General features: G+C 70.3%; 13 protein-coding genes. 4 read left to right on the top strand and 9 right to left on the bottom strand.

The window, feature by feature from the left end; translation table 11 throughout:
• The 8 genes from CCN72_RS25345 to CCN72_RS25310 form a co-directional block, all read right to left on the bottom strand.
• A partial coding sequence (locus tag CCN72_RS25345; protein WP_086809899.1) for a flavin reductase family protein occupies positions 1-431 on the bottom strand: 431 nt, incomplete at its 3' end.
• Positions 432-455: 24 nt separating this feature from the next.
• Entirely contained in the window at positions 456-1,712 is a 1,257-nt protein-coding gene (locus CCN72_RS25340; RefSeq protein WP_086809897.1) for an ATP-grasp domain-containing protein, read from the bottom strand.
• A complete protein-coding gene (locus tag CCN72_RS25335; protein ID WP_086809895.1) occupies positions 1,709-2,974 on the bottom strand; it encodes a methylaspartate mutase in 1,266 nt (421 codons plus the stop codon). Before CCN72_RS25335 ends, CCN72_RS25340 begins: the two co-directional genes overlap by 4 nt.
• Positions 2,971-4,476, bottom strand: a complete 1,506-nt coding sequence (locus CCN72_RS25330; RefSeq protein WP_086809893.1) for a hypothetical protein — start codon at positions 4,474-4,476, stop codon at positions 2,971-2,973. The genes CCN72_RS25335 and CCN72_RS25330 overlap by 4 nt, the downstream gene beginning before the upstream one ends.
• A complete protein-coding gene (locus CCN72_RS25325) occupies positions 4,473-5,714 on the bottom strand; it encodes an ATP-grasp domain-containing protein (protein ID WP_086809891.1) in 1,242 nt (413 codons plus the stop codon). The genes CCN72_RS25330 and CCN72_RS25325 overlap by 4 nt, the downstream gene beginning before the upstream one ends.
• A complete protein-coding gene (locus tag CCN72_RS25320) occupies positions 5,715-6,203 on the bottom strand; it encodes a cobalamin-dependent protein (protein ID WP_086809890.1) in 489 nt (162 codons plus the stop codon). It lies immediately after the preceding gene.
• Positions 6,200-7,441 carry an MFS transporter gene (locus CCN72_RS25315; RefSeq protein ID WP_232987980.1) on the bottom strand — a complete coding sequence of 414 codons (1,242 nt, stop codon included), beginning with the start codon at positions 7,439-7,441 and terminating at the stop codon, positions 6,200-6,202. The genes CCN72_RS25320 and CCN72_RS25315 overlap by 4 nt, the downstream gene beginning before the upstream one ends.
• The gene (locus CCN72_RS25310; RefSeq protein WP_037659792.1) at positions 7,438-8,502 is read right to left on the bottom strand and encodes an LLM class flavin-dependent oxidoreductase; all 1,065 of its coding nucleotides are present in this window, start codon (positions 8,500-8,502) and stop codon (positions 7,438-7,440) included. The genes CCN72_RS25315 and CCN72_RS25310 overlap by 4 nt, the downstream gene beginning before the upstream one ends.
• 374 nt (positions 8,503-8,876) lie before the next feature.
• Here CCN72_RS25310 and CCN72_RS25305 point away from each other — a divergent pair, with 374 nt between their 5' ends.
• The 3 genes from CCN72_RS25305 to CCN72_RS25295 all read left to right on the top strand — a co-directional run bounded on the left by CCN72_RS25305 (position 8,877) and on the right by CCN72_RS25295 (position 12,049).
• The gene (locus tag CCN72_RS25305) at positions 8,877-9,872 is read left to right on the top strand and encodes an asparagine synthetase A (protein ID WP_136102909.1); all 996 of its coding nucleotides are present in this window, start codon (positions 8,877-8,879) and stop codon (positions 9,870-9,872) included.
• Positions 9,869-11,125, top strand: coding sequence for a glutamate synthase-related protein (locus CCN72_RS25300; RefSeq protein WP_086809886.1), 1,257 nt, complete (start codon positions 9,869-9,871; stop codon positions 11,123-11,125). The genes CCN72_RS25305 and CCN72_RS25300 overlap by 4 nt, the downstream gene beginning before the upstream one ends.
• An 84-nt stretch (positions 11,126-11,209) precedes the next feature.
• Positions 11,210-12,049, top strand: coding sequence for a LysR family transcriptional regulator (locus CCN72_RS25295; protein ID WP_244174443.1), 840 nt, complete (start codon positions 11,210-11,212; stop codon positions 12,047-12,049).
• Positions 12,050-12,181: 132 nt separating this feature from the next.
• Here CCN72_RS25295 and CCN72_RS25290 read toward each other — a convergent pair whose 3' ends face one another.
• A complete protein-coding gene (locus CCN72_RS25290) occupies positions 12,182-13,111 on the bottom strand; it encodes a ketopantoate reductase family protein (RefSeq protein WP_086809884.1) in 930 nt (309 codons plus the stop codon).
• Positions 13,112-13,683: 572 nt separating this feature from the next.
• On the opposite strand from CCN72_RS25290, the gene CCN72_RS25285 reads away from it, so the two are divergent.
• Positions 13,684-14,184 (top strand): transglycosylase SLT domain-containing protein, encoded by a 501-nt coding sequence (locus tag CCN72_RS25285; RefSeq protein ID WP_425276171.1) that lies wholly within the window; start codon positions 13,684-13,686, stop codon positions 14,182-14,184.
• Positions 14,185-14,229 lie beyond the last annotated feature (45 nt).

The following is a 14,229-nucleotide window of genomic DNA, read 5'->3' as shown; positions in this document are numbered from 1 at the left end:
GCACCGTGCAGACCGTGGACGTCGGCGATCAGCAGCCAGTGGTCGCCGGCGTCCACGGTCTGCACGGTGCGGCACTCGGCGTAGGCCAGCGCGATGTCGGTGAGGATCGGCGCGCCCCCGGCATGCGCGGAGGGCTCCCAGACGAGGCCCGCGAACTTGTCAGGGCCCTTGTCGGCGAAGGTGCGGGAGGCCTGCTCACCGGACTCGGCGAGGAAGTTGACCACGAAGGCGCCGGAGGCGGCCAGTGCCGGGAACGTCTGGGAACTCTTGCCGACCCCGACGAGCAGCCTCGGCGTCGCGGCCGAGACCGAGCAGACGGCGTTGCAGGTGAAGCCGCGCGGCCTGCCCTGCTCGTCCAGCGCCGTGACGATGGCGACGGCCGTCGGGAAGGAGCCGAAGATCTTGCGGAACCGCTCGCTGTCTAGGGACATGTGGATCTCACCATGCTTTCGGATTCAGAGCAGTTCGTGCTCGAGCTCGCGGATCACCTTGTGTGCGTTGTCGATCTCGACGGGGTCGGGATGCACCAGGAACACCGCGCCCGGCGAGGAGTTGAGGTCCACGGTCGGCCGGGTGGGCGCGCCGTCGGCGATCCGGAACCGGACGCTCTCGAAGGCGGGGATCCGCTCCAGCGCGGACGTGATGGCCGCGAGCGGCAGCGGTACGGCACGCCGCGCCATGAGGTTGACGCAGCGCGCCCGCTGGAGCACCGGGTAGCGGGCCGGGCGCCCGGCGAGCGCGACGCCGTCGCCCGCGTGGCAGTCGAGGGTCAGGCTCACCTGGTCGGCGCCGGTGCACAGGTCGAGCGCGGCCGGGTTGGCAAGGCCCGAGATGCGCGCCCCGGTCTCCAGGAGCAGCGGGCCCCGCGCGGTGAGGATCAGCTCGCTGTGCGCGGGCCCGTCGGTGATGCCGAGGGCGTCCAGCGAGCGCGCGATGTACGGCAGGATGATGTCGAGCACCGGGTCGTCCGGCGTCAGCAGGTCCTCCGCCTCGTAGATCCGGCGGCCGCCCTCCCGTACCTGCTTGCGGCTGATCCAGGCGTCGGTGAACCAGTGACTCCCGTCACGGCTCACGGTGTTGACGATGTACTCGTCCCCGGCGAGGTACTCCTGGGCGAGCACCTCCTCGTTCACCCGGAGCATGATGTTGGTCTTGCCGAGGACGGCCCGGCAGGCGTCCAGGACCTCCTGCTCGCTGTCGCAGGTGTAGACGTCGTCGGAGCCCGCGCTGTCCAGCGGCTTGACCACCAGGCGCGCGATGTCCGGGTGGCGGCGCCACCAGTCGAGCAGTTCGGCGGGGTCGCCGGAGCGGCACTGCCGGGCCGTGGGCACACCCGCCCGGGAAAGGGCGCCCATCATCAGGGACTTGTCCCGGCGGGCGGCGGACAGCGCGGGGTCGTTGCCGCGCAGCCCGAGCCGGTGGGCCAGTTCGTCCGCCACCTCGACGCCGAACTCGCTGGCGGCGACGACACCCACGGGACGCCGCGCCGCCAAGTGGGCCAGGACGTCGGCCTCGTGGCCGGGATAGGTGAGGTCCTCGGCGAGCAGCGCGGTCGGCAGGCTCGCGCCGAAGGTGCCGGAGGCGAGGTCGCGGGAGCGCACATGCAGGACGCGATGGGTCTCGGCCGCCTGACGGGCCAGCATCGAGCCCGTGGAGAACGCGTCCACCAGGACCAGGGCGGGCCGGTCCTGCCGGTCTTGCGGGACAGTCATGGGTGGGGAACCAATCTGGGCTCGGACGACGCGCTGTCGTAGCGCTCCGCCACGTGGTTGAGCATCCCGTACAGGTCGTCGGAGGAGAGCCGGCCGGCCGTACGGGAGGTGGGGGTGCTCAGGGGCAGGTTTCCGGTGGACCCCCAGGCCAGCGCCCCGCGTTCGTCGATGACGCAGGTCGTCGCCGACCTGTTGTCGGGGTGGAGGCAGTAGGGGATGTCGAGCAGACCGAGCCGGAACGCCTCGGTCAGCGCGGTGCCGATGTCCGCGTCGAGGTCCAGCACCGCCGCCACGATGGCCCGTGCCTCGGCGAGCGTCTCCTCGTAGTACGCGTCCTCCTCGGCGCTCCGGGCGGCCGCCGGTCCGCGCGCGGCGGCCGCGGCGAGCCGCAGCGCGGACAGGTTCTCCGAGACGCTCGGGATCTGCCACGCCTCGGAGACCGTCTTGACGATCAGCCGCTCGCAGCCCGCGTCCCGGGCGAGCCGCGCGCTGTCCTCGATGAGCGCGCTCGCGCCCGCCGGGGTGCGCGGGAACAGGCCCATGTACGTGTACAGGACCACATGCCAGGTGGCGTCCCCCAGCAGCTCGGCCGCGAGGGTGCGCAGCGCCCGCAGCGCCCCGCGGTCCTGTGCCGGAAGGGTGCCCTGCGCGTAGCTGAAGGACATGTGGCGCAGCCCGTGGGCACGGAAGAAGCAGCCCTCCAGCACCGCCGTCGCCACCAGGATCGAGGGCGGGCAGAGCTGGCCGAGCAGACAGCCGCCGAAGCTCTCGATGTGCCCGTGCTCGGTCTCCCCGGCCAGCAGCAGGCAGCTCTCCGACCAGGCGCGCACCGCGTCCGCGAGGGGCAGCCTGCTGTAGGGCAGGCAGTAGGAGACGGGGCCGCCCTCGGTGGCGTCCAGGCCGACCTCGACCAGCCGCCGGAACACGGCCAGCGGCAGCGCCGTACCGTGCCGGACCTGTACGGGGAAATCCGGTCCGTACAGGTCCGCCAGCATGTCCCGGGTGGCGGCCGCGGGGTGGGAGACGAGCGGGTAGCCGTTCAGCTCCTCGTCCGCGGCCAGCCGCTCCAGCGGGGTGGTGTGGTCGCCGACCCGGGTGTAGCTGTCGATGGTGATCGTCCCCACCACGGGGAAGTCGAGGGCGGCCACCTCGCGCAGCCCGGCCGCCATCGCACCGATCCTGCCGAAGCCCATGCGGGGCTGCACGACCAGGGTGCGGTCGGCCCGGCGGCCGGCCACGAACCGGTCGAGGTAGCCGGTCACCGCCCTGAGATCAGTTCGGTGGCGGGGGCTCCGCTGGCCGGGTCGATGGTGGCCACGTGGTACTTGTGCGGGTCGCCGGCCCGGACGCGGGAGATGATCGTCCCCGGGGCGGCGAAGTCGACCAGGCTGCTGGCGTAGAGGGTGCGCAGATGGGTGAGGCCGAGGCCGGAGACGTCCCTGAGCCAGGCCGCGATCTCGTCGTCCGCCGCGCCGTCCGCGCCGAGCACCGCGTGGATACGGTCCGCCGTGTCCGCCCGGTCGGGGTGGCAGCGGTCGAGGAAGGCGGCCAGCCGCGCGCCGCGGTCGGTGAAGGGCGAGAACACCATGGCCACCAGCGCCTCTTCGGACAGCCCGAACGCCTCCCGCGCGAACTCGTCGGAGAGCTTGCGCCGGTGGACCCGCTTCTCGGCCGTGTCGTAGCGGCCGAGCGCCAGGTCGACGAGGTTCTGCGGCATCTCCTTCTTGTGCATCAGCTCCTCGGCCAGCTCCAGGTACTCGGCCAGGCCCTCGTCGTACGTCCGGCCCTGGACGAACTCGGCGCGCAGCGCCCGCAGATGGGCCATCAGGCCGGGGTTGGCGCAGTCGGACTCGCTGAAGCTGAAGGCGAGTTCGTCGAACTGGAACCCGAGGAAGTCGACGATGAGGTCCCAGTGGTCGTGCACCCGGTAACTCACCAGGTCGTAGACCGAGATGAACTGCGGCTGCATCGAGCGGTCGCCGGTCGAGACCTCGCGCTCGGCGAGTTCGCTCTCGCTGTCGTCGCCGAACAGCTCGCGGAAGTAGGTGTCGCCGATGCCGCGCAGGGCCAGCAGGATGCCCCGGAAGCCCATCGTGCGGCACTCCTGCACATCCACGCCGGATGCCTTGGCGAGCCGCATGATCCAGGCGGAGTACAGGAGTTGCTCGCGCCGGGAGTCGCCGGTCATCACCACGTCGACGCCGCCGTCGAACCAGGCGGCGCGGCCGTAGAAGTCGGCGACGGCCAGGTTGCAGCTGTTGCAGAAGGTCGGCCGGCCGTCGCCCGCGGCACGGTGGCCGTTCATCAGGACGTCGACGCGGTTGATCTCGATCAGGTGCTCGGGCAGCGGCAGATCGACATGGAAGGGGCGGACCAACGTGTGGTCGATGGTCAGCAGTTCCGCCCGGTCGTCGTCGAGCAGGCCGAGCGCCCGGTAGACGCGGTCGATGTTCTCCATGACGGCCCGGGGCACGCCCGCGTGCCGCATGTTGGCGACGCGCAGCGTGAAGGTGCGGCCGAAGTTCAGCGCCAGATGCAGCTGCACCGCGCGCACGAACGCGACGACGTACGTGCTGTCCTTGCCGCCGCCGTAGGCCACCATGACCTTGTAGTCGGGCAGCGCGTCGATGCCGCCCGCGGCCTCCACGAGCCGTTCCCCGGTCGCCTTGACGCCGTCGAGCTCCACATCGCTGAGGAAGCCGGTCAGCTGGGCGTGCAGCGTCGGGTACCGCTCGTTCGCGGGCTCCCCCGTGTGCTGGTTCATATGCGTATGGCCTCGAATTCGAAGGTGTCGATGATGCGGTGGATGTCGGCCTCCACCTGGGCCTCGTCGTCGTCCAGGAGGATGAAGCGGCCGCTGTGCAGGGCGTCGTAGGAGCCGCCCGGCTGGAGCACCTCGCCGACCGGGGGCAGCAGTTCCCGCCAGATCGAGGGCACGCTCGCGCGCAGGGAGACGGCCTTGGTGACCTGGGCGGGCAGCTCGGCCGGCTTCGGCACGCACAGCCAACCACCGGAGGGGTCACCGGACTTGGTGGTGATCTCGGCGATGGACTCGCCGCCCACGGCGCGCAGCCAGACCTCGAAGAGGTTCACCCCGAAGAGCTTGTTCAGCAGATGCGGCACCTCGCTGCCGCCCACCCGGCCGCCGATCTCCAGGAAGACGAGCTCGTCGCCGGGCGTGACGAAGACCTCCAGGTGGAAGGGGGTCGCGCGGATACCGAGGGCGGCGACGCACTCCCGGCTGAACGCCTCGATACGGTCCCGCAGTTCACTGTTCTGCACCACGACCGAGCCGAGCGGGGCGCCGAGGCCGAAGGCCAGGCAGTCGTTCACATAGCGGGAGACCACCTGGAAGGGGATCTCCGCGTGGTCGTCCGCGTAGCCGTCGATGTGGAAGATGCGGCCGGTGACGAACTCCTCGATCTCGTACCGGGACAGGTCGAGGGTGGGCAGCAGCTCGATGAGCCGCCGCTCGTCCTCGACACGGTGCACGCCGATGCTGGCGGCGCCGTCGACCGGTTTGAGGATCACCGGGTAGCCGGCGGACCGCGCGAACTCCACCGCTGCTTCCGGCGTTTCGCAGTCGCCGAAGCGCGGGACCCGGACGCCCTTGAGGGCGAGGATCTCCTTCATCCGCACCTTGTCGCGGTAGACCGCGACCTCGTCCGGGGTCGGGCCGGGGATGCCGAGGTCCCGGCGGACCCGGGCGGCGATCTCCAGGGTGAACTCGGACAGCGCGACGAGCTGGTCCACCGGGCCGACCCGGCGGGTGATCTCGGCGACCGCGTCCCGCAGCGCCTCGAAGTCGTTGACGTCGTCGACCTGGACCTGCGCGGCGATCTTCGCGGGATCGGCGAGCACGCCCTCGGCGCCGAGCGGGTCCACCACATAGCTGACCCGGTGGGCGTCGTGGTCGATGAACTCCTCGTAGCGGGTGAGCTCGTTGTCCCAGCGCACCCCGTCGGAGAAGCGCGGCCAGCGGTTGACGATGACGATGTGCATTCAGACTGCTCCTGCGATCATGAGTTCCGGGTTGTCCCACGGCGGTACGGGGGCGGACGGCGGCTGCCAGGCGGCGAAGCCGTGCTGCTTGCCGTGGTGGAGGAAGTCCCGGAAGCGCGGGACGGCTTCCTCGCCGTTGAACACGTCGGTCCAGCCCTGGTCGATCAGATCGCGGCGCACCCGGTCGTTGTCCGACTCCGAGGTGGTCAGCTTTCCGCCCACGACACAGGGCAGTTCGATGCCCCGGCTCCGGAGCTCGGTCATCAGGACCCGGGCGCCGTGGTGGCCGTGCCCGTTGATGCTGGAGACCACGAGCAGATCGGGGCGGTGCTCCTCGATGCCGCGCAGCACCACCGGCACCGGGGTGCAGCTGCCGAGGTTGCGCACCAGGCCGCCGTGCTCCTCCAGGAGCTTCTGGAGATAGACCAGGTTCCAGATGTGGGAATCGGACTCGACGGTGCTCACGAGGCACCGGAAGGACGTACTCAAGACTGCACTCCTACGGGAAGTCGTTCACGATCCGTGAGCGTCCGGCGGAAGCTGCGCATGGTCAGAGGCAGGAGGACGGCGCCGAAGACGCTGAGCACGACGGCGAGCACGCCCACCAGGCGCTGCGGCCCGTACGTGGCCCCGACGCTGCCGACCAGCAGTCCTGCGATGGGGTACGACAGGAGGTTGAGCAGGTAGAAGGGCCCCATCACCTTGCCGAGGTGCTCCCTGGGGATCACCTTCACCCGCTGGGTGCGGTTGAAGACGTTGTAGTACGCCGTCCCGGTGAGCACCGCGATGAACAGCACGGCGTAGACCGGGAACGAGCCGGCGACGCCGATCAGCAGCAGCGCGGCGCACAGCACCGCGAAGCCGAGCGCGCCCAGCAGCGAGACCTCGAACCGCTTGAGGACCAGCGGGATCACCAGCAGGTTGACCAGTCCGACGACGCCGACGCAGGTGTTGAGCAGCGCGAACGACCAGTCGGGCGCGGCGAAGACACCGGTCACCAGCGCCGCGTTGGCGCTGAGCACCGAGGCCACCACGAGGTTGATGCCGAAGTTGAGGAAGCCGAGCAGCAGGACGGGGCGGTTGCCGGTCATCAGCTTCCAGCCCAGGCCCAGTTCGCGCAGGGTGGCCCGCGCGGTCACCGGCTCGGTCGGCCGCTCGCCGCGCGGCAGCGGCAGCCAGCAGGCGGCGGCGAGGGCGAACACGGAGGCGGCCACGGCCAGCAGCCACACCTTGCCGATCAGCGCGGCGGCGAGCGTCGCGAGCGCGGGACCGAGGGCCATCGCGAGCAGTTCCATGTTCTGCACCAGCGCCTGGGTACGCGCCATGGCCTCGCCCGCCGCCAGCTGGGGCACCATCTTCTCGACCGACATACGGGTCGGCGCGACCAGCACCGAGAGGACCGCGCCGCTGGTCATCAGGGCGGGTGTGGTCCAGCCGGGCCGGGTCAGCAGGACCAGCACGACCACGGCGAGCGCGAGGGCGCGGGCGCCGGTCACGACGGAGAACAGCCGGGCGCCGCCGTCCCGGTCGGCGATGAGGCCGGCGAAAGGATAGGCGATCAGACCGGGCAGCCACTCCAGCGCGAACGCGAAGCCCAGCGTGGAGACCTGCTTGGTGTCCTGGAAGAGCAGCAGCGGCACCGCGAACATCACGACCTGCTCGGCCATCAGACCGAGCAGCACGCCCGTGCCGAACAGGTGGCGGCCGAAACGGGGTTGAGAGGTCACGAACCCGCCGCGTTTCGCTCATGCTCGCGGATCAGCGGGGCGACATGCGTGTAGAAGATCCGCATCTCGTCGCGCGTCGGCCAGCCGGAGAAGATGAACTCGCTGACGCCCGCGGCCTTGTAGGCGTAGAGGTACTCGGCGACCTCCGCGTAGCTGCCGACGACGCAGAGCGCCGGGCCGCCCCGGTAGGCGACGGCGCCGGACCACAGCATCGGCGACAGCCAGTCGTCGGAGGCGGTGTCGGCGAGCCGGAACGACGTCTTGACGGCCTCGGAGTCGGACTTGCCGACGAAGTCGCTGACCCAGGCGCGGTGTTGCTCGTCGGGGTCGCGCATCATGTCCTCGACCGCGGCGAGCGCCTCGGCGCGGGTCTCCCGGGCGAGGACGTGCATCCGGATGCCGACCTCGCAGCCCTGGGACAGCAGCGGCTCGGTGACGGCCGCGATGCCCTCGGGGGTGTCGCCGTACCGCAGCCAGCAGTCCGCGTAGGTGATCGCGGTCTTCTGGGCCACGGCGGAGGCGCCGCTGATGTAGATGTGCGGACGGCCGCCGCCCTTGTAGCCGAGGCCGAGCTGCGCGTCCTCGATCGTGTAGTGCTCGCCCTTGTGGGTCAGGGGCGTCTCACCGCGCCAGAAGCGGTGGCAGACGTCAAGGAACTCCTCGGATCTGGCATACCTCTGATCATGCGCGAGAAAGTCACCGTAAAAGGCCTGCTCGGCGGGCGAGATTCCGGCCACGAGATTGAGCGCGATACGCCCGTCGGACATCCAGGAGACGGTGTTCACGATCTGGGTGAACAGCGTCGGGGAAAGCAGTCCGGGACGGTAAGCGAGGATGAACTTGACCCGTTCGGTTTCCCGGACGAGAGCACCGATCATCGGAAGGGGATCGGGCATGTGGTAACTGATTCCCATGAGCAGGGAATCAACCCCGAGTTCATCCGCCTCACGGGCGAAATCAACTATCCCGTCAAAGTCCAGCTCGCCCGCCTGGTACTTGTCGGTGGCTTTCTGCTGGCCACTGTCCAGAGGCGAACACCAGTGCAACTTCAGATCGTTCATAGCTACCCACCCGAAAAGACTCTGTCTTTACAGCCGACGACCGAACAAATGAGATAAATGGCGGAGCAGAAGATCTTTACTGACGCCATGCGAGATGTGTCCGACCTTGACACGTCTCCTGACGTTACGTCAAGATCACGGCGCTGCTCTCAGTAGAGAGTAAACCGCCGACTTTGACTTCGCGGACGAGAGACAACCGTGTCGGGCTGTGCTTCATCTCACACGCAAAGGTTGCAGCCGGCCTGCGTTCGCTTACGAAATAGGTCGGAGCAAAGGCAAATGATTTCTCAACGTCGGCCCAGCCTGAGGTGAGCGGAATGATTCGCCCCGGATCGGCCGGCCGACGCGACCGACGGACACGAAAGGTTACGAGGTTGTCCCAGGAGACGGGTAGGGTCCAACTGCCCACCCCACGCGCCCACCTGACGTCGGACCGGACCCGCGCCACGCTGGCCGTGCAGAGCAAGTTCCTCACCGGTGCCCGGGAGTTCCTGGTCGGCGAGGGCTTCCAGGAGCTGCTGCCGCCCACGATCGGACCGGTCACCGACCCCGGCGCCCGCGGTGCCAAGCAGGTCGACATCGACTACTACGGGCACCGATACAAGCTGATGACCAGCGGGATCCTGTACAAGCAGGCCTCTTTGCTGAGCTTCGACAAGATCTTCCACGTGGCCCCGAACGTGCGGCTCGAACCGCTGGAGACCGCGGTCACCCACCGCCATCTGGTGGAGTTCCACCAGCTCGACGTGGAGATCGGCGAGGGCTCCCGCGAGGACGCCCTGGACATCGCCGAACGGCTGACGAAGTACGTGGTGGAGTACGTCCTCGTACACGCCCAGCCCGAACTCGCGTTGCTGGGCCGGGACTTGGAGGCCTTCAAGCAGATACTCGCCGGCCCCTACGGCCGCCGCAGCCACGCCGATGTCGTGGCGGACCTCCAGGGCCGCGGGCACGCCCAGGAGGCCGGCGCGGAGGTCGACTGGGAGGGCGAGGAGATCATCTCCCGGGCCGCCGCCCACCCCTTCTTCATCACCGACTACCCCAAGGGCTCCCGCGGCTTCTACGACAAGGAGAGCACGACGGAGCCGGGGGTGCTGCGCAACTTCGACCTCATCTTCCCGGGCGGTTTCGGCGAGATGATGAGCGGAAGCGAACGCGAATCCGACTATCGCAATCTCGTCATGCGCATCCGGGAAACCGGAGAGAACCCTGCCAAGTATGACTGGTACTTGACGCTCGCCCGCGAGGGACTCCCGTCCAGCGCCGGCTTCGGGCTCGGCGTGGAGCGCTTCACCCGGTTCCTGTGCGGCCTCGACGCGGCCTGGCAGGCGTCGGGCTACCCGAAGCTCCCGGGGGACCCGCGGCCATGACCGAACTGCACGCCCCGGGTTTCCCCCGGCAGCAGGTGGCGGAACGCGCCCGGCACGGCACGGCGATGGCGTTCCCGGACGCCGACGGCTACGGGACGACCATGTTCGGGCAGCAGCCCACGGAGCCGGACGCGCCCCTGGACGCGATCGACCGGACCCGGCTGGTGCCCCCGGTCTTCGTGCCCCGGCGCCTTGAGCGGCTGATCGACCTGGGCCGTGAGCCGGTGGTGGGGGACGCCGAACTCGCCACCACCATCGGGGGGTTCAGCTCTCCGCTGCCGGTCTATGTCTCCGCGTTCGGCTCGACCCGGGTCGCCAGCGGTGACCTCGGCCAGGCCGTAGCACGTCAAGCGGGCCGACTGGGCATCCCCATGGTCATTGGCGAGAACATCGTCCCTGTCGCCGGTTACGGCCGGATGGCGCAGACGGCTCCCAGCTCGCTGCTGCAAAGAATCACCGAGTACGCGGCGGCCGTACCCGACGGACGGGGCGGAGTCGTCGTCCAGCAGAGCACCGAGGACGCCGACGCCGAGGTCTGGAACCTCGTCTACAGCGATCCCGCGGTACAGCCGCTGCTCGAATCGGGGCGCCTGGCCTTCGAGTTGAAGGTGGGCCAGGGCGCCAAGCCCGGCCTGGGCGGCATGACACTCGTACCGCGGGACAAGGCCACGGCGCTCTCCGCGCAGTACGACCTCATGGACGTCTTCGGTGCCGACAGCGACGCGGTGCTGCGGTGCAGCAGTCCGGGCACCTTCACCGACGAGATCCTGCGGCACCAGATCCGGCTCATGCGGAACAACTATCCGCGCGCCAGGGTGTGGGTGAAGCTGCCGCCGGCCCGCGATGTGGGCGAGGCGGCGGCCGTCGCCTGGGCGGCCGGGGCGGACGCGGTCGGTGTGGACGGCGCCGAGGGCGGCACCGGCTGGGCGCCGCGGGCGTTCCTCGGTCATGTCGGGCTGCCGCTCGCGGAGTGCCTCGACCGGGTCGACCCCCAGGACCACTGTCTGCTCGTCACCGGGCGGATCTGGGAGGGGGCGCGCGCCACCAAGTGCCTCGCGCTCGGCGCCCGCGCCGTGGGTCTGGGCCGGGCCGCGCTCGCGGCGGTGGACGAGGATCCGCACAGCGGTCTGGTGAACCTGGTCGAGTGCCTGGCGCTGGAGATGCGGATGCTGCTCAGTTCGCTCGGCAAGTACGAGATATCCGAGCTGAGCCGGGAGGACCTCTGGTCCGAGGAGCGGCACAAGCTCCGCTGACCGGGGCGCGGTACGTGCGGGCGCCGTCCGCGACGGGGGATCGTCTCCCCGGCCGGGCGGCTCCGCACGACGAGGAACGGAACGGTGGCCCGCGAGATGAAGTGCACCCAGTCCGCCGTGAGCCAGCACATCCGGCGGCTGGAGAAGGAGACCGGGCTGCCGCTGGTCGAGCGCCGGCCGCGCGGTGTGGTGCCGACCGGGGCGGGACTGATCCTGCACCGCGCCGTGCAGGAGGGGCTCATCGCGCTCAACGACGCGATGCGGCTGCTGGACGAGCTGCGCACGGGCCGGCACGGCAGTGTGGCGATCGCCACGGGCAGCACCACGATCCGCCATTTCATGGGCGCCTCGGTCAAGGAGTTCCGGCACACCTTTCCCGATGTACGCCTGGAGTTCCACACCGAGCGCTCCAGCGAGCGCTGTCTGGACGCGCTGCGCACGGGCCTCGTGGAGCTGGCCTGGGTCACCATCACACCGGACGTGCACGGTCTGGAGCAGCGTCCGGTGACCGACCTGGACTGGGTGCTGGCCGTGCACCGGGACGATCCCCTCGCCGCCGAGCCCGCCCTGTCCCTCGCGGATCTCTCCCGCACCCAGCTGATCCGGCCGCCGGCCGGCACCAGCTCCGGACGGCAGGTGGACGAGCGGCTGGGCCTCGGCCCCACCGGCGCCACCGACTGGGACACCGCCCTGCTCCTGGCCGAGCTGGGCCTGGGCCACGCGCTGGTGCCCGCCGTCCCCGGGGTCACCTCGCACCCGGACCCGCTCTGTCTGATCCCGGTGCGCGGGCTGGTACCGCTGAAGGTCGGCTGGGCGGCCCGCCAGTGGTCGGCGCTGTCCCCCTCCGCGACCGCCTTCGCCGACACGGTGATCGCCCACCTCGACGCGTGGGGCGGCACGGCCGAGGAGCGAGAAGCGTCCTGAGCGGTGCCGTCCCGCGCGCAGGCGGTCAGGAGGAGGAACGAGAAGCCTGCTGAGCAGTTGCCGTCCCGCGCACAGGTGGCCAGGCGCAGGCGCGGGAAGCGTGCCGAGCCGTGCCGCGCCGCGGGTCGGCGGTCAGGCGGAGGGAGCCGCCGCCGTGCCGTCGGCCAGTTCCGCGACCAGGCGGGTGGCGAGCGGCACCTCGATGCCGTGCCGCTCGGCCGCCCGCAGTACGGCGCCGCCGATCGCGTCCAGCTCCAGCGCCCGGCCGGCCTCCGCGTCCCGCAGCATGGAGGACTTGCTCTGCGCCGGGAAGGCGTCGTAGCGCGCGAGGACCTGGGCGGCGTCGCCCGGTCCCCCGCAGGCCCGGCTCACCGCGGTGGTCTCCTCGACCAGCGCCGCCAGCTCCTTGGCGTGCTCGTCCCGGATGCCGCCGATCGACAGCCCGTAACGGGTGGTGAGCAGGGCGAAGGGCGCGAGGAAGGCCAGCTTGGCCCAGAGGGCGGCGTTCTCGTCGGCGACCGTGCGGGTCTTCACCCCGGCGGCGTTCAGCACGGCGGCCAGCGGCGCGAGCCGGGCCTCGTCCGCGCCGGCCACGTCGATCTCGGTGAAGGGGCTGCCGTGCTCGACGACGCCCGCGGCGGTACGGGTGGACTCGACCCGGATGACGGCCGGTACGACCTGCTCGGCGCCGTAGCGTCCGCGCAGCGCGGCGACGTGCTCGACGCCGTTGAGCAGCGGCAGCACAAAGCCCCGGGCGTACTGGGGCGGCACCCGGTCGAGCGCCGCGTCGAGCGCGGTGTGCTTGACGGTGACCAGGCACAGGTCCACGGGCTCGCGCAGCTCGGTGTCCGCCTCCACTCGGGCCGTGAAATCGCCGTGCTGCCCGCTGGACACCCGGATGCCGTCCCGGGCGAGCGTTCGCGCGGTGTCCTCCCCCGCCAGGCAGATCACCCGGTGTCCGGCACGGGAGAGCAGGGCCGCCAGGAGGCCGCCGACGCCCCCGGGGCCCAGCACGGCGATGGTCCAGGGCGTTGCGGGCGCGGTGTCCGGTGCGGTGTCCATAAGAAGGGGTGCCCTCTCCTTGGGCCGCGACAGCGACCGGGGGATCGTCAGGATGTCCGGCAAGATCATCAGTTTGCGCCGGGGGCTCCGTCAACCCCAGGGATCGCTGGGGACGCCGTAGCGAACCCTTGGCGTGCTCCACGGACCGTCATCGCGCCCTCACGCCGCGTCCGGAATCGAGACCCCGCGACCCCTCTCTCGGTCGACTCCCACTCCCCCGAAACAGGGCCGATCCAGGCCGTTTTGGGGCCTCATCCTGTGACGCCACCCATAGGAGCCAGATCACGTCCTAGGCCGGACCGTAGGAACGGGGCGCCCTGAGCTGCGCAGACATCTCCATATCGGGACATAACGGTCATTGCTCCGAAGTGGGGTAGTACGTCACATCCTTGCCAAGCACTTCGGCCCCGGCTAACCATTGCTGTCGTTGCCGGGAAGCAACGGGCCGGACCGAGCGGATCTCCGCCGGAACCAACCGCCCGGTCCCACCCGCAGCGCGGGGCACACCGCCCCACCGCCACCGCGAGACTCGCGGCAGGCACGACCTTGTCCCCCAGAGGAAGAGTTCACGCATGACCATGGCCACCACCCGCACCCGCATCGCCCGCCTCGCCGTCACCGGTCTCGCCACCACCGGAGCCGCTGCCGCGGCCCTGACCCTGGTGCCGACCAACGCGCAGGCCGCCGAGATGCCGCAGGTGCACGCCTCTGTGGTCAAGGCATCCCACACCACCGCCACCAAGGCGGGCTCCGGCAACAACCTGGACGGCTGGATCAAGCAGTCGCTGGCCATCATGAAGGCCAAGGGCATCCCCGGTAGCTACGACGGTCTGAAGCGCAACATCATGCGCGAGTCCGGCGGTAACCCCAACGCGCAGAACAACTGGGACATCAACGCCAAGAACGGCGTTCCGTCCAAGGGTCTGCTCCAGGTGATCTCCCCCACCTTCAACGCGTACCACGTCTCCGGTACCGCGAAGAACATCACCGACCCGGTGGCGAACATCACCGCCGCGGCCAACTACGCCGCCCACCGCTACGGTTCGATCGACAACGTCAACGGCGCCTACTGACCGACGCCGGGCCGTAGCGGCCCCTGGCACCCCCGCTGTTCCCGG

This window comes from Streptomyces murinus (assembly GCF_002154555.1).
Classification (GTDB): domain Bacteria; phylum Actinomycetota; class Actinomycetes; order Streptomycetales; family Streptomycetaceae; genus Streptomyces; species Streptomyces murinus.
Note: the sequence above shows the minus strand (reverse complement) of the source record. Positions and strands in the feature narration are given on the sequence as shown.